Genomic DNA, 20753 nt, shown 5'->3' with positions numbered 1-20753 from the left:
AACCAGCCAGGTAGGGACAATTGATCAGTTGCCCCTACTCTCGGAAATAGCTAATATTAACTCCAGCCTAGGATATGGCTTGATAACTCATTACAGTAAACTGGGGCGGAAGGATTCGAACCTCCGAATGGCGGGACCAAAACCCGCTGCCTTACCGCTTGGCGACGCCCCAATAATCTCTCAGCTTTATTATCATATCAACACTCACCCCGGTTTTGTCAAGTGTTTTGGGAAATTTTTTTTCAGCCCCCTATCTTCCCGGACATGGAAAGCAGTCAGAGGCTGGTAGATCTAATGAGCGTGCTTGAGTTCCGGGGGGGGTTGAATAGGAATCTGAATCGCAAATGTGCAGCCATCTCCCGGCTTGGAGATACATTTGAGGCTTCCTCCGTGCTTTTCAACAATAATCCGGTAACTAATTGATAGTCCCAGTCCGGTCCCCTTCCCAACGGGTTTAGTGGTAAAAAATGGATCAAACAATCGATTTTTTAAATCCTCTGGAATACCTTGACCATTATCATGAATCTGAATCAACACCTGTTGACTTTTGGATACGGGAGGTTTGATCATCCCTTCAGAGGTGGTTTTGATGACATCAGAAGCGGGAAGTGGAAATAAGTTAGACCCAGAGCTAATTGATACGACTTCGGTGGTAATGGTGATCATACGGGGGTCTGGTTGATTATCTAAAGCATCGATCGCATTACTGAGAATATTCATAAACACCTGGTTAAGCTGTCCCGCATAACATTCCACCCTAGGAAGTTGACCATATTTTTTAACCAGTTCAATACCAGAACTACTACCTTTTGCTTTCAGGCGGTTTTGCAGAATCAATAAGGTGCTATCAATACCCTCGTGAATATCCACGGGTTTCATTTCCGCCTCGTCTAAACGGGAGAAGTTCCGTAGAGAGACGACAATTTGACGAATGCGATCGGCTCCCATTTCCATGGAAGACAGGATTTTCGGTAAATCCTCCACCAAAAAGTCTAGGTCAATATCTTCTATGCGTTCTTGGATCACTTCCAGGGGTTCTGGATATTGTTCTTGATACAGTTCCACCAATTCCAGCAGATCCTTAGTATAATCGCGGGCATAGGTGAGGTTCCCATAGATAAAATTAACCGGGTTATTAATTTCGTGGGCTACCCCCGCCACCATTTGTCCTAAACTAGACATTTTTTCACTTTGAATCAATTGTGACTCTTTTTGTTGCAAGTCCTGGAGAGCCTCGCTTAGGTGGAAGGCTTGAGTTTGGGCGGCTAAGGCGGCGGCTCTAGTTTGGGCGTAAAGTTCGGCTTGGTCAATGGCGATCGCTAATTGATCTACTACGGCTCGTAATAGTTCCACATCACTATCTATCCAATCGCGAGGACTATTATATTGATTACAGACGACAGCCCCCCGCTGTCCCGATCGCGTCTCCAGGGGTAGTAAAATTTCCGAAGCAATTCCCGCATCTTCCAGTAATCCCCTGGTAGTTGCATCTAAAACGGTTGTATCTTGTAGATTATTAACCTGTACTGTTTCCCGGTTACAGATTTTATGAGCCAACCAGCCAATTTTATCGGAGGGGTAATCTTCTAAAACTGTTGATAAAGAAGGCGATCGCGATTCGTGAGTAATGGCAAAATTATGTCTGTTCGGTTGGGTGGGTAAGTACCACAAAAAATGGCATTGGTCGATTTGTAGAACACTGCGGATCTCCTGAACTGCTGTTCCCAAAATTGTGTCAATATCTAGGGAATTGCGGATTTGACTAGCCAAGCGAAATAGTAAGGCTTCCCTACGGCTTTGCAATTCTTCGCGGGCTTTTACCCGGTCAATTCCTACAGCGATCGCATTAGCAATCCAACCTAGCACATCCTGAACTTGCGGAGATAATGGATGAGAACTACAAATAGCCATCATCCCCATTAACCGCCCTTCTACCACCAGTGGAACTTCTAAGGTTTGGTGGGAAAGCTGCGCCATCTGTTGAGACATTTGCGATAGTTCATGGTTCCATAGCTGAGGTGTGGGTGCTTTCAGGGTAACAATTCCCGCCCCAGCTTGTCGTTCGAGTTGATTAGTTTGACTGTTTATGGTCCATATCGATACCCCCGCGACTTTTAAATACTGATCCATTGCTTTCGCGCAACGATTCAAAATAGTTGGTATTGTCCCACCTTGTCCTAGGGCTTTCCCAACTTCCGCCTCTAATAAAGAAAGGTGCGATCGCTCCCGCAGGATTTCTTCTGCTTGTTTGCGTTCGGTAATGTCACGAGATATAGATACGATCTCTTGGATATCATTATTCTCTTGATTGCGGATAGCATGAGAAGTAGTTTCAAACCATATAAAACTACCATCGGAACGCCGAACTCGATAACTTACCGTATCCACATCAGAGTTACTCAATAAGGTCTGGTGAGATTTCTGGATGCGCTCTCTATCATCAGGGTGGAAAAAATTATAAGCGGAAATTCCTATTAATTCTTCCGGTTCATAACCTAGTAAATCTCGACAGGCTGGAGACGCATAAATATAAATACCCTCAGCATCATGTCGGGAGATTAAGTCTGTAGCATGATCGGCTAACAGACGGTAGCGGGCTTCACTTTCTCGCAGAGCATCTTCGGACTGCTTCCGTTCGGTAATATCAGTTTGAATACCAATAAAATGGGTGAGTTTTCCTCGGTGGTCTCGCACCGGAGAAATAGCTAGTTCATTCCAGAAGCAGCTACCATTTTTCCGATAATTTTTTAATGTCACTTTACATCCTTGTTTGCGTTTGATGGATTGTCTAATCATAGCGATCGCATCTTCATGGGTTTCTGGTCCTTGTAGAAACCGACAGTTTTGACCAATCACCTCTTCTTTAGTATACCCAGTTAGCTTTTCAAAAGCTGCATTACAGTAAATAATTGGCAGATCATTTTTGGTGTTTTCCGAAATTACAATCCCATTAGGACTAGCTTCGATCGCCCGTTGCAATAAATGCAACATTTCTTCGGACTGTTTGCGGTTAGTAATATCAATTCCACAGCCTAATATATATCTGAGAGAGCCATCTGGATTCCTAATGGCACTATTTGACCAAGCGACTAAATGGGAATCTCCATTAGCTCCTTCCCAGAGGTTCTCACACTGTCTTGGAAAATGACCCATCCTTATACTATTCGATTGGACCTGATGAGATGATGGGGGCGGATCGTCAAACTCAATGGCTGCTAAACCCCAATTCAATGATTCCCAGTCTTGATCAAAAATTGATAATCCTAAATCCTCAATCAATAAGCCCTCAACATCTCCCGCTTTATATCCCGTTAATTGTTCACAACTTTTATTAAAACGGACAATCTGACCATCCGGATCAATCACCACTACTAGGGCGCTAATAGTATCTAAAACCGCATTGACAAAATCCCGTTCTTGTCGGACAATATCCCATACCTTTCTCCTTTCTTGGATAATAGTTTCCAGATGACTTAGTTTCCCGTGTAGGTCCATTAATTGTCTGTGTAAATTAACTTGGTTAGCTACTTGACGACTGAGGGATTCTAGGGCTATAATCTGCCCTGATGAAGGTTGCCAGCACTCATAAGTCATCACTGATAGCATCCCCAATTGATAGCCATCTCGGGTAGTAATTGGAACACCCAGATAGGATTTGATGGGTTGCTCATTGTTAGCGATCGCATGATTAGCCAGCTTGGGGTGAGTGCTGATATCTTGAATAATAATCGGTTGGGAGGTAGGACTGTCGGGCTCGGTGCTGAGATTCCCACCACGATGATAGGCGATCGCATATCCGCAAAAATCCAAATAAACACTCAGATCATCAGATAAGCCTATTTGAGCCTTCAGCCACTGATGAGTTTGGTCGATAAAGCTGATGAAAGCGATCGGTGCATTGGTAATGTGGATAGTCAGGCGAGTTATATCGTCAAAGGAGATGTCAGGGCTAATGCCGATCTGACGCAATACCCCACTTCCCAGGTCGAAAACTCGGCCGTTTAATCTGGACATAGTTTTACCTTAAATTTTACTGTCATATAATTATTCCCACTTCAGGGAAGAGACTGGCACAAAGCACGGATCAGTCTATAACAACGGGTCTGACTATAACAGACCTTAATTGAGAGGGGTAATACCAAACATCCGCATTGATTTTTAACTCGCAACTGGCTTTAAATGGCTTGTCCAAAGTCTTAATGCCACACCGCAATTACCTTTAATTTAATCTTAACAAAAAAACAGGCCGTTCTTATAAATTTGTAACTGGACTTAACACCATCAATGACCTAGCGCGTGAACATAACCATACTGTTATACTTACATTTAGGCTCTCACCTATATTAGCCATCATATCCTAGGATGTAGGGCTAGTATCCCTGCACAAATCTACAATAAATTGTTCAGATCAGGAACATCAACCCAAGTCCCTGTAACATTGGATTCATGGGTGAGATCCATTAGTAATTGAGAATAGACCCCCTCCCGCAAAGAAGGTACCAGGGACTCATGGCGTGAGATAGCTTCCATCCAGCGATCGACAACCCGCAAAAAGGCAGAGATGCGACCATCATCATGAGTTTTGGGAAACTGCAAATTATCGGGAATGGCAATTTCTGCCAAATCTTCCCCAGCTTTACTTCCCCACAATTTGAAACCGTGGATATAGTCTTTTTGATTATTGCTACCGAGAATTAATGTTCCATCACTACCATAGACTTCTACCCAGTGTCCCCGTCCCTGGAAGGTGCAAGAACTCAAACATACCTGACAGGGGGTTCCGTCGGCTAACTCCAAGATTAAATTACAGGTATCATCGGCATCTACAGGCTTCAGTTTGCCGGACTCAGCCGGATCAGGACGTTGGGCTATAGTTGTGCTTAACTGTCCGCACAGGCGGCTTATCGGACCAAATAGCCAGTGTATATAGTCGAAGCTGTGGGAACCGATCGCGCCTAAAGCACCGCCGCCCTTTTGTTTCTCAGCATACCAGTTCCAGGGTCGATTAGCATCCGCGCGACTGGACACTAACCAATCAATCTTGACTAGCCTCGGTTGTCCGACATATCCCTGGCGTAGTAGTTTTTCTAATTGCAGCCATTGCGGGACAAAGCGAAATTCAAAATCCATGGTGGTGACACAGTTTTTGTCGTTAGCCAGTTGATACAGATATTTGGCCTCTTCAACATTAACAGTGGTGGGTTTTTCTAATAACAGATGTTTTCCAGCGTGGAGAACTTCTTTGGCCATCTGAAAGTGGAGAAATGGGGGGGTAGCAACGGTAACAGCGCTGACTTCTGGTATAGTGACCATTTGACTCACCCGATCGCTGGCGTGGGGAATATTATGTTCAGATGCGATCGCCTTGGCTTTGTCTAGATCTCGATGGTAAACTGCTATAATCTCCGTGCGGGGGTGTTCCTTGAGAGCCGGGATGTGGACTTTTTGACCAAATCCCGTCCCGACTACGGCAATACCAATTTTATTTGCGGTCATAACTTACTCGTTCCGATCATCTATCCTAAGTGGGATCCTAGCACTGTTTAGTTAACTATTGTTAGCCGCTGGACTGCTAATGATGGTCAACTATTGCCAACAGGCGATCGCACCACAGACTTGATCAACCTCCTTGCTACTAGCCCAAAAGCTGACCTAAGTTCACCAAGATTTAATTTTAACCATCGTCAAAAATCTCGAAGTGTGTTATAATAGGAGTAGCGGCGGAAAATAGTTTTTTCCCCGTGCATTAGATACATTAATTTTTCTCACTCCAATCAACAATGGGTCTTGTATTTAAGCAAGGCTATGCTTGTCCTGTTCCTGGTAATATGAATTTGCTTTATAGGATGAGGTGCGATCGCGCCACTTTGGCTTTATTATTGTTTTTAGGTGGGCTGCTGTTCTGGTTATCGCCATCTGCGGCGTGGGCGGGTTCATTAAGCGATCGTGAATGTGAATTTCCCGACTGGAAAGGAAAACCCGTCTTGAGTGAAGCGAGGGGAGATTTAGTCTACCCAGAATGGATGGCGGGAAAATGGGATGTCACCAGTACCCTAGTGGAGGCGCGCGCCCCCCTAGCACCGGATCTGGTAACTCCTGGTTTTGAGGGAAATCTTGGCTATCTCGATCAACCCATAAGTTTTCAAGTCCAGTTTAGGGAGATGAAATCTGCGCCTATATCCTCGGTGTTATCTCCGGTTCCCCGGTTGAAGTTAGAGGAAAAACTCTATCCTGAGATAGTAGCCGATCGCTCTGGTAATGGGTTAAATATTGCTAAGGCTATATTAGGCGATCGGGGGGTGATATCCGTACAGGTTGACCCCAATAATCCCAACCGCCAAATTACTAAATTTCCTGGCGATCGTAGCTTGATATCTGTGGTAACCAGTCGCGGAACAGAAACACCATCACCAGGAGAATTTATCGCCTCAGAAATCGCCCAGCAGATATTTGAGGGAGAATCAACCCTATATCTGAATGAGGTAGAAACAACCACAGCTTATCGACAGGAGAAACAAGGGATAGTAGGTAATCAGATGACAGCGATTTACCTATCCCCACAAGATCCTAATTACTTTAAAGCCGCCGGAAATCCCGTCGCCCTTTATCGCTATCAACTAACGTTACAACCACTTACCAATCAGGGAGATTGATTATCTATGAAATTTAATTTAGGCTGTCAGCTAAATTATGAGATTTATAGCGATAGTACCTTAATTTTCAATATTGCAGTTTGCAATAACCGATTTCAACATATCCTCCAAGAAGACCTACACATTGCACCTGATGTTAATATAGATGAATACATTTCACCCGAACTAGAAAACCGATACATTCGGGTTAATTCACCTACCGGAAATTTGGAAGTATCTTATCAAGCCACAGTTGAATTTAAACCCTTTGAAGAACACCCTCACGATATTCCAGAAGTTCCCCCAGCGAAACTGCCTTTGGATGTGTTACCTTATTTATATCCTAGTCGCTATTGTGAGTCCGATCGCTTGATGCGGTTCGCCCAGACCGAGTTTGGTGATTTAGTTCCTGACTATTCGCGAGTGACAGCTATCTGTAATTGGATTTATGAAAATGTCACTTATTTATCAGGGAGTACCAACGCCCATACCTCCGCTTTTGATACCGCCACCGAAAGGGCGGGAGTTTGTCGAGATTTTGCCCATTTAGGTATTGCTTTCTGTCGGTCTTTGAATATTCCCGCGCGGTTTGTGACTGGCTATGCTTATGATTTGCAACCCCCCGATTTTCATGCCTATTTTGAGGCTTATTTAGGCGATCGCTGGTATTTGTTTGATGCGACTCGTTTAGTTCCCCGGACTGGGTTGATCCGCATTGGGACCGGAAGAGATGCAGCCGATGTTTCTTTTGCTACCATTTTCGGGTCAGTCTTTATGTCGAAAATGGAGTTATTTGTTGATTGTATCAGTCCCGGTGAATGTCCTATATATACTGAGGAGGCGATCGCCTTTTTGGAGTAGTCAACATCAGATTACGCTAATATGAAAGAATCCTAGTCAAGTGATAACCATCGTGGTTATAGGAGGGTCAAACATCATGTTGGGAAGGATAATGGCGATCGCCAAAAATGTGTTTTGGGAAGTCATGCGCGCTAGGGTTCTCTATATTTTGGGTATCTTTGCGCTGTTGATGGTAGCAGCAGTTGAACTAATGCCGCAAGTCGCTGCTAGTTTAGAAGATAAAATTGTCTTAGATCTCGGTTTAGCTGCTATCAGCATTCTTAGCTTAATTGTCGCAGTTTTTGTCAGTACCAACTTAATTAACCAGGAAATTGAAAAACGCACCGTTTACTTACTGATTTCCAAGCCAGTTAGCCGCCCGGAATTGATTATTGGTAAACATTTGGGTTTGTGGGCGGTTTTAGCAGTTTTATTGGTGGTAATGACAGTCATATATATGGGGGTTTTAAGTCTTAACCAAATTCCCTACCCCGGACAAAGTATCGCCATTTCTAATCTGTTTATTTGGATTAAGTTTGGGCTAATTGGAGCCGCCGGGATTTTGTTAGGGGTGTTGACGAGTTCTCTCTTGGCTACACTCCTAACTTTTGCGGTTTATGTAATGGGGAGTTTGAGTCGAGACTTACTCGAATTAGGTCAAATTAGCGATAGTAACACCATTGAAAATGTCACTACGGCTATGTATGTCATTTTACCGGATTTAGCCCGTCTGAATCTCAAAAATGATGCCGTTTATGCCGAGATCCCTGATGTTCCTATTCTCGTGGCTAATGCTGGATATGGTATCATTTACACCGTCCTACTCTTAGCCTTGGCGATCGCTATTTTTTCCCGCCGAGAATTATAAGCCATTAGTCATCATATCCCGCCCACACAGAGGCTAAATTTCCCTGACTGGGTGCTAACTGGTTAATAAGTTGGTTAATCCGCTTTTCTAGCTGTTGTAAAGACGACTCTCGGCTGGCTGGTTTGATATCGGATAAATTCCAATACTCGACCGTATTCACCCAGGAAGGATATCGTTTAACCATTAATGGACGATAGGTTGATTCATCAATGGCAATCGTTTTATTGGCATTTTTAAAGTTGATTTGAGATACGGGTCTGATAGTCCGCACAGAATAATCTAAGGAAATACCCCGTTTCTCCAATTCGTCAATCACCTCTAAGGCGATCGCCCCCATTGAATAATTACTAGAATAATGGCTTTTATCTACTGGTAATAAACCAGAATAAGCACGCCAACTCAAGCCCCTGGTTTCCGCCAAATAATTAAACAAATATTCAGAAAATCGACTGAGGTAGTCATTTCCTGTAGACAAAAATAGAATGGTTTTCATAAGCACCTTGATGTTGATTAAATGTGGGTTCAGACAGCGACCATTTATCTGGTGGGCGGAAGTTTAGGGGCTGGTTGGTAAATTAGCCCTGCCATGTTCTCAATCAATCTTACCGTAGATCATAGTATAGCAACAACCACTATAACTTATTTGATATATTTCGGCAATTTATTTGATGGCGATAAACTTAGATCGCCCCCAGACAGTGGATAATCAGAATAGTCTCAACTCATAGACTGAGTACCATAGTGATAAAACTTCTCAAAAGTGATCATCTGAACCCAGTGGCGAGTTGTGACAATTGACTAAAAATGCGATCGCATTATACCACAACCATAGCCATTCAGTGTATTGTCAATCACATAAAACTTTTCAGTTATACAATTGGTTCACCATCACGGCGTAAATGGTTAAGGCTGGGGTTCTGTGGTCACTTATTAAGTTTTTTGGAAAACTGAATCATTTTCTCCCAGATGGCAGGATAATAACAGAGATAGGGTTAGGTCCACAAAGCTGAGACTTTGAGGACAGCCGGGCAATTATCCGCCCTCAACTCCTATCAGTAATAAGATTTACAAGCCAATCACCCTATGAATATTCAAACGGTTATCCTACGGGGTTCTTATTTAGATCAGCTAGTCCATGAACTCTGCGACTACTTCCCCGATGTCATTGTCCGCACTATTGGTAATGTCAATATCTTAGTCGAGGAGTCTTTGTCGGCGCGAATTTCTGCCAATTTGTCAACCACGATAATTTTAAACTATGCCGAATTTGACTATTGTGAAATCGATGTCATCACTGCTGGTGGAGATGTCGGGTTTTTAAATCTAGGTTATGGTGCGGGTAAAGCTAGGATTGACAGCTTTGTGGAGATGCTAGAATCAATCTGCAAGTCCCATAACTGGAAAATTGAACGAAAAATCGATCAGTAGGATCACTTTATTGTTAAAATTCGTAAAGGAACTGTTAAGGATAATGTAGGATGCGGGTTGCGATCGCTGGAGCTGGATTAGCTGGCATGGCCACGGCTGTTGATCTGGTTGATGCCGGACATGAAGTAGAACTATTTGAGTCTCGCCCCTTTGTGGGTGGTAAAGTAGGTAGCTGGGTAGACCCAGAAGGTAATCATGTCGAAATGGGTCTGCACGTCTTTTTTGGCTGCTACTACCAACTATTTGATTTAATGAAAAAGGTGGGAGCCTTTGAGAATCTGCGATTAAAAGACCATATTCACTGCTTTGTCAACCGCGATGGCGTGATCGGAAGTTTAGATTTCCGGTTCATCACTGGCGCACCCTTCAACGGACTCAAGGCCTTTTTCACAACTTCTCAGCTTTCCGTTCAGGATAAATTGCAAAATGCGATCGCCCTGGGAACTAGCCCCATTGTCCGGGGTTTGGTAGACTTTGAGGGAGCCATGAGAAACATTCGAGACCTAGATCAAGTCAGTTTTGCGGACTGGTTTCGCCGCCAGGGAGGGTCTGAAGGTAGCCTCAAACGAATGTGGAACCCCATCGCCTATGCTTTAGGTTTTATCGATACTGAAAATATCTCCGCGCGCTGTATGCTGACGATTTTTCAGTTTTTCGCCGCCAAAACAGAAGCCTCCGTCTTGCGAATGTTGGAAGGGTCTCCAGCGGAATATCTCCATAAACCTATTGTTAACTATCTCCAACAACGGGGCGCTAAAATTCATCTGCGACGACGGGTTAGAGAAATTCAGTTTACCGAAATTGACGGCCAAACCCATGTCACTGGCTTGGTGGTAGCCCAAGGGGAAACCGAAGAAACCATTATTGCAGATGCTTATGTTTGCGCCTGTGATGTTCCTGGGGCTCAAAAAATGCTCCCAGAGGCTTGGCGAAAATGGCCGGAATTTGACAATATTTACAAGTTAGATACTGTTCCCGTAGCCACAGTGCAATTGCGCTTTGATGGTTGGGTAACAGAACTTCAAGACTCACTCGCACGCCAACAGTTAGAAAAAGCCGCAGGTATAGATAACTTGCTGTATACTGCTGATGCCGATTTCTCCTGTTTTGCTGATTTGGCTTTAACCAGTCCGGGGGACTATTACCGTCCCGGACAGGGTTCTCTGCTACAGTTAGTTTTGACTCCTGGCGACCCTTTTATTAAACAAAATAATGAGGCGATCGCCAATCATGTTCTCCAGCAAGTTCACCAACTTTTCCCATCTTCCCGAGAGTTAAATATGACTTGGTATAGTGTAGTTAAACTAGCCCAGTCCCTCTATCGGGAAGCCCCCGGAATGGACCCCTACCGTCCCCCCCAAAAAACTCCCATTGCTAACTTTTTCTTGGCTGGAAGTTACACACAACAGGATTATATTGATAGCATGGAAGGTGCTACCCTCTCTGGGCGACAGGCTGCCCGTGTGATCCTGGAAAATGCTGCTAACTTTCTCCAAATGAGCAAGCCGGGCGTACAGCCATAAAATCTTGTCCCTGTCTGGCTTGCTATAAGTAGGGCGGGGACTGTGCCTAAATATCAACTACCTCACACCTTAATAATTAAGTAACTAAAATGGCTGATTGGTTAGAACATAGCGTGCAAATTGAAGTTAATGTTCCCATTGATATCGCGTGGGATTTATGGTCAGATTTAGAACAAATGCCACGGTGGATGAAGTGGATCGAGTCCGTCAAAATCTTAGACGACAACCCGGAACTTTCTAAGTGGAAATTAGCTAGTGGTAACTTTGAATTTAGCTGGCTTTCTCGCATTCTTAAAGAGATTCCACATCAGATTATTCAATGGGAATCAGTCGATGGGTTGCCTAACCGAGGCGCTATCCGTTTTTACGATCGCCATGGTAGTAGTATTGTCCGCCTCTCAGTCTCTTATGCCATTCCCGGTCTGTTAGGGAAAATTATGGATAATCTCTTTCTTGGGGGTGTCGTTGAGTCTACTATTGCTAAGGATTTGGAACGTTTTAGGGATTATGCTTTAGATTATTATGCTCGTCGCTGAACTTTATTTATGGGAAGGGTTGACAGGTCGCCCCAAATCGTGATACTATATTGACATACTTTTATATAATGGTAGTATTTGCAAACCATAAAATTTTGTCTATATTCCCATTTTTTAATATAGTAGCAGAAACGAACTCAGAAAGCAACCCCTACCCCCTACTTGTGACGAGGGGCTTGTTACAAAACTTAACATAATTCCGAGGACAATTAACAATGAACAATTCCCGGTGATTGGCTATTGCCTAATGGGGGCGGGTTGAGGAAAATCAAATTATGTAGGAATTGATCATTGAGAGGGTCTGGGGTGAAACGATCCATGATCGACAATTCCGAATTATTTTCCTTTAAAGGTCCGGTGTTGGGGTATATTCAACAATATTGCAGGATTCGTAATACAGATTTTGTGGATTCTGTCTATGTAGTTTAGAACAAATGGGAGAAGAATTTTAATGAAACGATTGGGTCAGGTATTAGCCTTAGTAGGCTTGTTGGTAGGTTTGCTAGGATGGAGTGTCCCTCAGCCTGCATGGGCAGCGGATTTGAGTTTTGTTCAATTACGGAGTCTGCAAGCACCTGTTTTGGCGGAAGTTAACCGTAGAAACAAGGCTGATGCCAAGTTGGGTACTGAATTTGGGAAAAAATTGGATTTGAATAATAGCTCAATCCGAGAATTCCGTCAATATCCGGGAATGTTTCCCACCTTGGCCAAAATTATCATTGACGCAGCGCCCTATGATTCAGTGGAGGAAGTATTAGAAATTCCGGGGTTAACCGATGCCCAGAAAGAGATTATAGAACGCTATATCGGTGAGTTTACCATCACTCCGGTAGAGCCGATTCTACAGGAAGGAGATTTCCGCCTCAATACCGGAGTCTATGACTAGGTTGGAGTAGAGAATCCGTTGATGGCTAAAATGTAAGTATTCAAGGCTAGGAATCAGGCTAAGAATTATGACCGCCGCCATTTCTCTGGACAACGCGCCCTAAGTAGGTGTGGGTCTGTGAGAAAGGGAGGCGGTCCATTTTTGTGGTCTATGGGTATAGATGTTGTTGTTGGATGATCTGACCGAGTGAGTTGACCCAAATATGGGAGGCTTCCCGAATTTGACCCTGTTTAAGTATAGCGATCGCAAAATGTCTATATTTATCAGGTCCTGTGCCTTGAATGCGTGGGACGCTGGCAGCATTAAGATATATAGTCTGATGTTCATCGACAGCTAGGGATTTCCGCAGATAGGCTTTAGTATGGCGGAGGGTGTGGTGCATATGACCAAAACCGACTAGGGGGATAGTTTTTCCATAATTGCGGGTTTGGGTAATAGCTTCGGCAAAGTCTGGGTCGCCATAGTCGCCGCCAATAGGTTTCCAGTCTTTACCACAGGGTGATTCTGGGGTATCTCCTAAACCAAATGGGCCGTTATGTCCCAAAAAAATAATCTGGTCAAATGCGGCGTTTTTAACTTGGGCTAAAATGCGATCGCTTGATTCTTGGTTGCTGTTGACACCAAAGCGGGTTTGATAAAATTCTTGATTGGTCCATTGTGGCCCCCCCCAACTAAAGGGTCGAGTACCCACAACCGTTAATCCTAACTCAGGAAAATCTCGTTTTCCATAGCCCACGTGGGCGGGTCCCAGCATATCAATTTGGGTTTGCACCCGGTCTTCCATGGTGCGATCGTAAGGACACTTTTGGCGACCCCATTCGGTCATGCTATACCAAGCATCATGGTTTCCAAACACTACCGCCTTGGGTAAATCTAAGTTAGCGATCGCCTTGACCACCTCTAGGGCTTCATTACCAAAATCACCTACAAATAGGGCTAAGTCTACCCCCAACTGTTTTAAGGCTATCTCATCTTCTGGTTCCCATTGGTCGTGGATATCTCCAATGAGGGCAATTTTGATAGTTAATTCCGGTGATGGGCTCATTGTATCTGATAGTACGTTTTTTTCTAGGATAAGTTGTTGCGACCCCAGGTTGAGATTTCTGGCTTTACTCTTTTTGGTGAATTCAACTATAATTAGGAATTAGAGAATCACAAACCAGAGGTCAACTGATGTTTGCAGCGACTTTAGACCGACAACCGACTGAATATGAGAAGCCAGAGGACTTGTTTGAGGCGATCGCCACTTTAAAGAAGGACCTTAATGCGATCGTGCTGGCCCACTATTACCAAGACCCCGATATTCAGGACATCGCTGATTATATTGGCGACTCCCTAGGACTGTCGCGCCAAGCTGCCGAAACCCATGCAGATGTTATTGTCTTTGCGGGGGTTCACTTCATGGCAGAAACCGCTAAAATTCTCAATCCAGAAAAACAGGTTTTACTCCCCGATCTTAATGCAGGATGTTCTCTAGCTGATAGTTGTCCTCCCGATGCTTTCGCTGCCTTCAAAGCTGCCCATCCTGACCATTTAGTGGTATCTTATATTAATTGCACTGCCGACATTAAGGCGATGAGTGATATCATCTGCACCAGTGCTAATGCCGTCAAAATAGTTAGCCAAATTCCCGCAGATCAGCCAATTATTTTTGCACCCGATCGCAACTTAGGGCGCTATGTCATGGCGGAAACTCAACGAGAAATGGTATTATGGGAGGGGGCTTGCATGGTGCATGAGAATTTCTCCGAAAAGAAAATTGTGCAACTACGGATTGAATATCCCGGCGCGGAAATTATTGCTCACCCCGAATGTGAACCCCCAGTTTTACGTCATGCCAATTATATAGGTTCTACCACTGCTTTATTAAAGTATGCCAAAGAAAGTGCTAATTCTACCTTTATTGTGGTTACAGAACCCGGGATTATTCACCAGATGAAAAAAGAGGCTCCCGACAAACTGTTTATTGCCGCGCCCCCCCTAAACAGTTGCGCCTGCAATGAGTGTCCCCACATGAGGTTAAATACCCTCGAAAAACTCTATTTATCTATGAAAAATAGACAGCCAGAAATCACCTTATCCCAATCTACCATAGAGGCGGCTTGGCGACCTATTCAGCGGATGTTAGAGATGAGTTAATTAATTAGGGAATAGAGAATTTGACACCCCCTCTCTGTCTACCTCTGGGAGAGGGCGATCTCATGTAGGGGCGGCGTTCCGCTAGTTCCTCGACTAGCGGCGAGAAGATAAATAAACCCGGCTTCTGGGTTCGGGTAGTTCTTCCGGGGGTAGGTGGGGGCGAGAAGATAAATAAACTCAGCTTTTGGGTTAGGGTAGTTCCTGCGGGGGTAGGTGGGGGCGAGAAGATAAATAAACCCGGCTTCTGGGGAGGGGGTGAGACGAAAGGTTTTTTTGTGAGTTTCGGCCAGATAGGTTAAAATTATTAAGAGATGTGAAATTTTTGCATTTCCAGATAATCTCTGTTATCCCAACTGATCAAGTATGTCTCTTCCCATTCGCAACGTTGCTATTATCGCTCACGTCGATCACGGCAAAACCACATTAGTAGATGCTCTTCTCAAACAGTCCGGTATTTTCCGGGAAGGGGAAGATGTCCCGGACTGTATTATGGACTCCAATGATATTGAACGGGAACGGGGAATCACCATTCTCTCTAAAAATACCGCCGTTCGCTACGGAGAAACACTAATTAATATTGTCGATACCCCCGGTCACGCCGACTTTGGCGGAGAAGTGGAACGGGTGCTAGGTATGGTTGATGGCTGTATACTGATTGTCGATGCTAACGAAGGCCCGATGCCTCAAACGCGCTTTGTCCTGAAAAAGGCGCTAGAAAAGGGACTCCGCCCCATTGTGGTGATTAACAAAATCGATCGCCCTCGTGCCGAACCCTATGGCGCAGTTGATAAAGTCCTAGATTTATTCTTGGAACTGGGGGCAGATGATGACCAGTGCGAGTTCCCCTATCTGTTTGCATCAGGTTTAGCAGGATACGCCAAACAGGACTTGGAAGAAGAAGGGGTAGACATGAAACCCCTATTTGACTACATTATCGACCATGTACCACCACCTGTAGGCGACCCAGAAAAACCCCTACAACTGCAAGTTACCACCCTAGACTATTCCGAATATGTAGGCCGTATCGTTATTGGTAAAATCCATAATGGAGTGATTAGAGCCGGACAACAGGCTGCTTTAGCGAAAGAAAATGGCGAGGTAGTTCGTAGCAAAATCACCAAGTTAATGGGATTTGAAGGCCTGAGCCGGATTGATTTAGAATCCTCTAGCGCCGGAAATCTGGTAGCTGTGGCTGGTTTCAGTGATGCTAATATTGGGGAAACCATCACCTGCCCTAATGAACCCCAGGCTTTACCTTTAATCCGGGTTGATGAACCGACTTTGCAAATGGCTTTCTCGGTGAATGATTCCCCGTTTGCTGGTCAAGAAGGTACTTATGTCACTTCTCGACAATTACGCGATCGCTTAATGCGAGAATTAGAAACCAACGTCGCCCTACGGGTTGAAGAAACCGACTCCCCTGATAAATTCATGGTTTCCGGTCGTGGGGAACTGCATCTAGGTATTTTAATTGAAAATATGCGTCGGGAGGGTTACGAGTTCCAAGTATCCCAACCCCAGGTAATTTACCGAGAAGTTAGCGGTCAACCCTGCGAACCCTTTGAATATCTGGTTTTAGATGTTCCAGAAGAGGCTGTAGGGAGTTGTATGGAACGCTTGGGTCAGCGCCGCGCCGAAATGCAGGATATGCGTATGGGGGGTAATGGTCGTGGCCAATTGGAATTTGTAGTTCCCGCCCGTGGTTTAGTAGGTTTCCGGGGGGAATTTATGCGGATGACCCGTGGTGAAGGGATTATGAACCACAGTTTCCTAGAATATCGTCCCATGAGTGGAGATATTGAAGCGCGACGCAATGGGGTGTTAATTTCTTTTGAAGAGGGGGTTAGCACTTTCTACGCCCTGAAAAATGCTGAGGATCGGGGTGTGTTTTTCATTACCCCAGGAACTAAGGTTTATAAAGGCATGATTGTTGGGGAACACAACCGACCCCAAGACCTGGAGTTAAATGTCTGCAAAACTAAGCAGTTGACTAACCACCGTTCTGCTACTGGGGATGAATTGGTACAATTACAGACTCCCATGGATATGAGTTTAGAACGTGCCTTAGAATATATCGGCCCTGATGAGTTGGTGGAGGTTACTCCTGAGTCCGTGCGTCTGCGTAAGGTGAGTAAAAAGTTGGTTAAACGCTAAACCTACCTAAAACTACCTTGGCGCTAGGGTTCAGCGGGCGGGTTGCTGTGGCTGTATATTAGACAATACAGCGCGCACCCGCCCCTCAATTTTTCTGAGCCGGGGACAGGGAACCGTCAGGAAATCTTGACCCCAATTTAAAGGAAGGTTATTGACATATAATAAATTGTGTTATAATTGATAAAATATGCAAATCGTTCATCTCCCCCACCCGTTAACTTAACTGGCTGTTTGTCCAGTTATTGGTTAACGTTCTGAGGAAGACGGAAGTAGGGACCCATGCCCGAAGGAACGCGCCACATTTTGACAGTTGGTTGAAGGGAGTAAGTACAATGTTTGTACCTTCTTTGGTGGCTTTTTCCGTCGCTTGCTTGGCGATTTACTTGAGTTTTCACACTTCTGAGGAGGTTGTTAAAGTTGGAGCGAGGGGGACTGCATTTGTCTGTTTATTGATCAGTCTGGTTTATGCACCTTGGTCAGTTTTGCTGGTCTTAATTGTTCCAGTATTGGCTTACCGACTGGCATAACAGAGATTGGGGTGGTTTCCTCCTGACAAATGATATGTTTCGAGAACTGAGACAGGGATTTTGACAAAATTAGCCAGTTTTTTGACTGCTAATTTTACCCTGCCCCAGTCAGCCCTTACGGGGGTCTTTTTTTTATTCTGGTAGTTTGTACTGTGCTACAATCCGTTTAGCAAAATCGGGGACGTGATTCTCTAGTTTCTCTGGGTAATTGCGTTTGACATAGAGATAGTTGCGGGTGTAGTGAGAGTCGATGGAAAAGCGGGCATATTCTAAGCCTTTGGGTCCAATGCGTTCAATAACTACCCCCATCATTTTAGCTGCCCACATGGGTATGGTGACGGCTTTATCGTAGGCGGGGATGCTCTGTTGAACGGCGGCGCGACGATCGCCCTGGGAAGATACGGGCTGAGTGTCCAGTTGGTCTTGAATCAGATCGAGCATTTCCTGTCCGCGATCGTTACGAACGACGATCCATTGCCAGCCAAAAGGAGCCCCCATATATCCTACCACTAAATCAGCAAGTGAGTTCACATAATCAAAACAACTGAGACAGGAGGGGGCAAAAATATCTTTAAGTTGGTTAGTTTTCAAGCCAAAAAATGGGACGGTTTCGGTGGAACCATCTTCGTGCTTAAAGTGGACGCGGAAATCCTGCATAAATTCATAATGGACAACGGTTTCGGGCGATCGGCTAGTAGTTTCCAAAAACTTTTGTAGACCGGCGCGGGTAACATTGTCAACGCAGGGAGTACCGAGAACATAGAGTTTTTCTAAGCCCATTTGTTTCTCAACGGCACGAAGGGCTTGAATCTGACATCCTACACCGATAACGAGTAATTTTTTCATACCCGATCGCTCTACTTCTTCCAAAACTGATAAGTTAGGGGAGAGGGTAGGCTTGTTAACCCTGGCGGCGAGAACTTCCTCCGGGGTGCGGGCGAGGATCGGCATAGGTCCAAAGCGATCCTCTTTGGTATTTTGGACACAAACCACCCCTTCGACTATACCTTGGTTAAGCATCTCACAGGCGATCGTGCTGACAATGCCTGTCCACTGTGCGCCTGGTATAGGTTCTTTTTTGCGGGCGGCCATCATATCCTGATGAACCCCAAAATACAGGTCATCTGAGTTGTCTAAATTACGGGATCTGCCGTGGGCTTGTTCTTCGAGGTTAGCGATCTGTTCGTTAAGAAAAGCACAGGCTTCCTTGACATAGTGGATATAGTAGGTATCGCAGAGACCGCATTCGCTACAGAGGGCTTTAGCGGGGCGACGGCTTCCGGGTTTAAGGGCTTTGGCTTTCTGATGCGAGTGAGGTTGCTGTAATGAAGTCATTGAAAGCGTGTTTGTTATGTGTAAGATTCAGTGGCTCAATTTTAGCATTTAGGCGACCACTTGGGGATTACCTGAGAATTTATTGTATAATTATAAGTTTTTTTTTACCCCTGGGGGCAGTAATAGGAGAATTGATGAAGGGGAGATATCCTAATCATTAAAAAGGCGATCGCCCCTCAAATGCCTATTTTTTTATTCAGGGTTCTGAACTATCAAAACCGAACACCTGAGATGATGGATCACATGATTACTAACACTACCAAGAAACAGTTCAGCCAGTTCGGAACGCCCCCGTCTTCCCATGACGACTAAATCAGGATTCCAGGATAAAGACACTTCTCTAATCCAATAACCTGCCTCACCAATTTTATACTCAGATGTAGCCCTAATCCCATGCTGTTCACACTCATCTAAAAAAGTTTGTAGCCAACTTTTGACCTCCTCAACTTCCTTAGCCATAAGTTCTTGTTGCACCTGCGCCGCCCGTCCCAACCCCTGTCCATAAATATCCCCAGCCGAACCAAAAGCCAGGGGAGACAGTCCCACACAATGAAAAATCTTCAGTTCCGCCTGTTCTACTTTAGCGAGGTGAAATGCTTTTTGGAACACGAGCCTACTTTGGGATGACCTATCAATGGCCACCAAAATTTTAGAATATTCCATAACCCGAACCAAATACGCCTTAAATTCATGATACCCCTTTATTGACAGTATCAGAGGAAATTATCTATTTTCCTGTTATGATATAAGGTTGCACTGCAATATATGAAACGATATCAAAATGACCCAAAACTACCGCATTACCCTTCTGTCAGGTGATGGCATCGGCCCCGAAATTATGGCGGTGGCGGTGGATGTCCTCAAGGCTGTTGGTAAACAATTAGACCTAAATTTTGAATTTAAAGAGGCTCTCATGGGGGGAGTGGCTATTGATGCTACAGGGGAACCGCTACCAGAGGAATCATTACAGGCTTGTCGCGATAGTGATGCGGTGTTGCTGGCGGCGATCGGTGGCTACAAGTGGGACAATTTACCGCGTCAGCAGCGCCCAGAAACGGGACTTTTGGCACTGAGAGCAGGTTTGGGGCTATTTGCTAACCTGCGTCCGGCTACTATTTTGCCTCACTTGATTGATGCGTCATCTCTGAAGCGGGAAGTTGTGGAAGGGGTAGATATTATGGTGGTGCGAGAGTTGACGGGGGGTATTTATTTCGGTCAACCCAAGGGTATTTTTGAGACGGAGACGGGGGAAAAACGAGGGGTCAATACGATGGCCTATGGAGAATCGGAAATAGACCGGATTGGACGGGTGGGGTTTGAAACGGCGAAAAAACGCCAGGGTCGCCTGTGTTCGGTGGATAAGGCTAATGTTCTGGATGTTTCTCAGTTATGGCGCGATCGCATTATGGCTCTGGCGGCGGACTATCCAGAGGTGGAATTGTCTCATTTATATGTGGATAATGCGGCTATGCAATTGGTGCGCTGGCCGAAACAGTTTGATACTATTGTGACTGGTAATTTGTTTGGGGATATCCTCTCAGACGCGGCGGCTATGCTAACGGGAAGTATTGGGATGCTACCTTCGGCGAGTTTGGGTGCTTCTGGTCCTGGGGTGTTTGAGCCTGTACACGGTTCGGCTCCAGATATCGCGGGACAGGATAAGGCGAACCCGTTGGCTCAGGTATTGAGTGCTGCTATGATGTTGCGTTATGGTTTGGATGAACCGGCAGCGAGCGATCGCCTTGAGAAAGCGGTGTTAAAGGTTCTGGATTGGGGATACCGCACGGGGGATATTATGTCTGAGGGTATGAAGGCGGTAGGCTGTCGGGAAATGGGGGATATGTTATTAAAGGCTGTGTCTGAACAGGGTTGATGACAATTCCCT

17 protein-coding genes, 1 tRNA gene and 1 riboswitch are annotated in these 20753 nt (G+C 45.0%); of the genes, 11 read left to right on the top strand and 7 right to left on the bottom strand.

Annotated elements, in window-relative coordinates; all coding sequences use genetic code 11:
- Nucleotides 1-100: 100 nt before the first annotated feature.
- The 3 genes from XZ46_RS18400 to XZ46_RS18390 form a co-directional block, all read right to left on the bottom strand.
- A tRNA-Gln gene (locus XZ46_RS18400) sits at nt 101-172 on the bottom strand.
- A gap of 119 nt (nt 173-291) precedes the next feature.
- Entirely contained in the window at nt 292-4014 is a 3723-nt protein-coding gene (locus XZ46_RS18395) for a PAS domain S-box protein (protein ID WP_008052387.1), read from the bottom strand.
- A 375-nt stretch (nt 4015-4389) separates the two neighbouring features.
- Nucleotides 4390-5496, bottom strand: coding sequence for a Gfo/Idh/MocA family protein (locus XZ46_RS18390; RefSeq protein ID WP_008052386.1), 1107 nt, complete (start codon nt 5494-5496; stop codon nt 4390-4392).
- A gap of 284 nt (nt 5497-5780) precedes the next feature.
- Between XZ46_RS18390 and XZ46_RS18385 the strand changes: the two genes are divergently transcribed.
- The 3 genes from XZ46_RS18385 (at nt 5781) to XZ46_RS18375 (ending at nt 8340) form a co-directional block, all read left to right on the top strand.
- Nucleotides 5781-6653, top strand: a complete 873-nt coding sequence (locus tag XZ46_RS18385; RefSeq protein ID WP_008052385.1) for a DUF6816 family protein — start codon at nt 5781-5783, stop codon at nt 6651-6653.
- 6 nt (nt 6654-6659) lie between these two features.
- Complete coding sequence (locus tag XZ46_RS18380) at nt 6660-7493, top strand: transglutaminase-like domain-containing protein (protein WP_008052384.1); 834 nt, start codon at nt 6660-6662, stop codon at nt 7491-7493.
- A 76-nt stretch (nt 7494-7569) separates the two neighbouring features.
- Nucleotides 7570-8340, top strand: a complete 771-nt coding sequence (locus XZ46_RS18375; protein ID WP_006624373.1) for an ABC transporter permease — start codon at nt 7570-7572, stop codon at nt 8338-8340.
- Between the two features lie 4 nt (nt 8341-8344).
- Here the strand turns inward: XZ46_RS18375 and XZ46_RS18370 are convergent, their stop codons facing one another.
- On the bottom strand, nt 8345-8833 hold the full coding sequence (locus XZ46_RS18370; protein WP_006624374.1) for an arsenate reductase/protein-tyrosine-phosphatase family protein: 489 nt from the start codon (nt 8831-8833) through the stop codon (nt 8345-8347).
- 590 nt (nt 8834-9423) lie between these two features.
- Here XZ46_RS18370 and XZ46_RS18365 point away from each other — a divergent pair.
- The 4 genes from XZ46_RS18365 (at nt 9424) to psbU (ending at nt 12713) form a co-directional block, all read left to right on the top strand.
- Entirely contained in the window at nt 9424-9768 is a 345-nt protein-coding gene (locus XZ46_RS18365; protein WP_006624375.1) for a hypothetical protein, read from the top strand.
- Nucleotides 9769-9818: 50 nt separating this feature from the next.
- Nucleotides 9819-11291 (top strand): 9,9'-di-cis-zeta-carotene desaturase, encoded by a 1473-nt coding sequence (zds, locus tag XZ46_RS18360; RefSeq protein ID WP_006624376.1) that lies wholly within the window; start codon nt 9819-9821, stop codon nt 11289-11291.
- A gap of 89 nt (nt 11292-11380) precedes the next feature.
- Nucleotides 11381-11827 carry an SRPBCC family protein gene (locus tag XZ46_RS18355; RefSeq protein WP_006624377.1) on the top strand — a complete coding sequence of 149 codons (447 nt, stop codon included), beginning with the start codon at nt 11381-11383 and terminating at the stop codon, nt 11825-11827.
- Nucleotides 11828-12278: 451 nt separating this feature from the next.
- The gene (gene psbU, locus XZ46_RS18350) at nt 12279-12713 is read left to right on the top strand and encodes a photosystem II complex extrinsic protein PsbU (protein ID WP_006624378.1); all 435 of its coding nucleotides are present in this window, start codon (nt 12279-12281) and stop codon (nt 12711-12713) included.
- A gap of 148 nt (nt 12714-12861) precedes the next feature.
- Here psbU and XZ46_RS18345 read toward each other — a convergent pair whose 3' ends face one another.
- Nucleotides 12862-13758 (bottom strand): TIGR04168 family protein, encoded by an 897-nt coding sequence (locus tag XZ46_RS18345; protein ID WP_006624380.1) that lies wholly within the window; start codon nt 13756-13758, stop codon nt 12862-12864.
- Nucleotides 13759-13886: 128 nt separating this feature from the next.
- Between XZ46_RS18345 and nadA the strand changes: the two genes are divergently transcribed.
- The 3 genes from nadA to XZ46_RS18330 all read left to right on the top strand — a co-directional run bounded on the left by nadA (nt 13887) and on the right by XZ46_RS18330 (nt 17533).
- Entirely contained in the window at nt 13887-14852 is a 966-nt protein-coding gene (gene nadA, locus XZ46_RS18340) for a quinolinate synthase NadA (RefSeq protein WP_008052373.1), read from the top strand.
- Between the two features lie 363 nt (nt 14853-15215).
- Nucleotides 15216-17006: a translational GTPase TypA gene (gene typA, locus XZ46_RS18335; protein WP_006624382.1), complete on the top strand. Its 1791-nt coding sequence runs from the start codon at nt 15216-15218 to the stop codon at nt 17004-17006.
- A 193-nt stretch (nt 17007-17199) separates the two neighbouring features.
- Nucleotides 17200-17304: riboswitch (Glutamine riboswitch) on the top strand.
- A gap of 34 nt (nt 17305-17338) precedes the next feature.
- Nucleotides 17339-17533: a hypothetical protein gene (locus XZ46_RS18330; protein WP_006624383.1), complete on the top strand. Its 195-nt coding sequence runs from the start codon at nt 17339-17341 to the stop codon at nt 17531-17533.
- A gap of 132 nt (nt 17534-17665) precedes the next feature.
- On the opposite strand, the gene XZ46_RS18325 is transcribed toward XZ46_RS18330, so the two are convergent.
- Together XZ46_RS18325 and XZ46_RS18320 are read right to left on the bottom strand one after the other, a co-directional pair.
- Nucleotides 17666-18868, bottom strand: coding sequence for a Coenzyme F420 hydrogenase/dehydrogenase, beta subunit C-terminal domain (locus tag XZ46_RS18325; protein ID WP_006668682.1), 1203 nt, complete (start codon nt 18866-18868; stop codon nt 17666-17668).
- A 192-nt stretch (nt 18869-19060) separates the two neighbouring features.
- Nucleotides 19061-19531: a universal stress protein gene (locus XZ46_RS18320; RefSeq protein WP_008052372.1), complete on the bottom strand. Its 471-nt coding sequence runs from the start codon at nt 19529-19531 to the stop codon at nt 19061-19063.
- Nucleotides 19532-19649: 118 nt separating this feature from the next.
- Here XZ46_RS18320 and leuB point away from each other — a divergent pair, with 118 nt between their 5' ends.
- Complete coding sequence (gene leuB, locus XZ46_RS18315) at nt 19650-20741, top strand: 3-isopropylmalate dehydrogenase (RefSeq protein WP_008052371.1); 1092 nt, start codon at nt 19650-19652, stop codon at nt 20739-20741.
- Nucleotides 20742-20753: the final 12 nt, after the last annotated feature.

This window comes from Limnospira indica PCC 8005, from assembly GCF_000973065.1.
Classification (GTDB): domain Bacteria; phylum Cyanobacteriota; class Cyanobacteriia; order Cyanobacteriales; family Microcoleaceae; genus Limnospira; species Limnospira fusiformis.
Note: the sequence above shows the minus strand (reverse complement) of the source record. Positions and strands in the feature narration are given on the sequence as shown.

What these genes read in the sequence shown, in the direction of transcription:
- zds (WP_006624376.1), top strand. Translation starts at nt 9,819, where the DNA reads ATGCGGGTTGCGATCGCTGGAGCTGGATTAGCTGGCATGGCCACGGCT.
- XZ46_RS18380 (WP_008052384.1), top strand. Translation starts at nt 6,660, where the DNA reads ATGAAATTTAATTTAGGCTGTCAGCTAAATTATGAGATTTATAGCGAT.
- psbU (WP_006624378.1), top strand. Translation starts at nt 12,279, where the DNA reads ATGAAACGATTGGGTCAGGTATTAGCCTTAGTAGGCTTGTTGGTAGGT.
- leuB (WP_008052371.1), top strand. Translation starts at nt 19,650, where the DNA reads ATGACCCAAAACTACCGCATTACCCTTCTGTCAGGTGATGGCATCGGC.
- XZ46_RS18330 (WP_006624383.1), top strand. Translation starts at nt 17,339, where the DNA reads ATGTTTGTACCTTCTTTGGTGGCTTTTTCCGTCGCTTGCTTGGCGATT.
- typA (WP_006624382.1), top strand. Translation starts at nt 15,216, where the DNA reads ATGTCTCTTCCCATTCGCAACGTTGCTATTATCGCTCACGTCGATCAC.
- XZ46_RS18375 (WP_006624373.1), top strand. Translation starts at nt 7,570, where the DNA reads ATGTTGGGAAGGATAATGGCGATCGCCAAAAATGTGTTTTGGGAAGTC.
- XZ46_RS18370 (WP_006624374.1), bottom strand. Translation starts at nt 8,833, where the DNA reads ATGAAAACCATTCTATTTTTGTCTACAGGAAATGACTACCTCAGTCGA.
- XZ46_RS18345 (WP_006624380.1), bottom strand. Translation starts at nt 13,758, where the DNA reads ATGAGCCCATCACCGGAATTAACTATCAAAATTGCCCTCATTGGAGAT.
- nadA (WP_008052373.1), top strand. Translation starts at nt 13,887, where the DNA reads ATGTTTGCAGCGACTTTAGACCGACAACCGACTGAATATGAGAAGCCA.
- XZ46_RS18325 (WP_006668682.1), bottom strand. Translation starts at nt 18,868, where the DNA reads ATGACTTCATTACAGCAACCTCACTCGCATCAGAAAGCCAAAGCCCTT.
- XZ46_RS18320 (WP_008052372.1), bottom strand. Translation starts at nt 19,531, where the DNA reads ATGGAATATTCTAAAATTTTGGTGGCCATTGATAGGTCATCCCAAAGT.
- XZ46_RS18385 (WP_008052385.1), top strand. Translation starts at nt 5,781, where the DNA reads ATGGGTCTTGTATTTAAGCAAGGCTATGCTTGTCCTGTTCCTGGTAAT.
- XZ46_RS18395 (WP_008052387.1), bottom strand. Translation starts at nt 4,014, where the DNA reads ATGTCCAGATTAAACGGCCGAGTTTTCGACCTGGGAAGTGGGGTATTG.
- XZ46_RS18390 (WP_008052386.1), bottom strand. Translation starts at nt 5,496, where the DNA reads ATGACCGCAAATAAAATTGGTATTGCCGTAGTCGGGACGGGATTTGGT.
- XZ46_RS18365 (WP_006624375.1), top strand. Translation starts at nt 9,424, where the DNA reads ATGAATATTCAAACGGTTATCCTACGGGGTTCTTATTTAGATCAGCTA.
- XZ46_RS18355 (WP_006624377.1), top strand. Translation starts at nt 11,381, where the DNA reads ATGGCTGATTGGTTAGAACATAGCGTGCAAATTGAAGTTAATGTTCCC.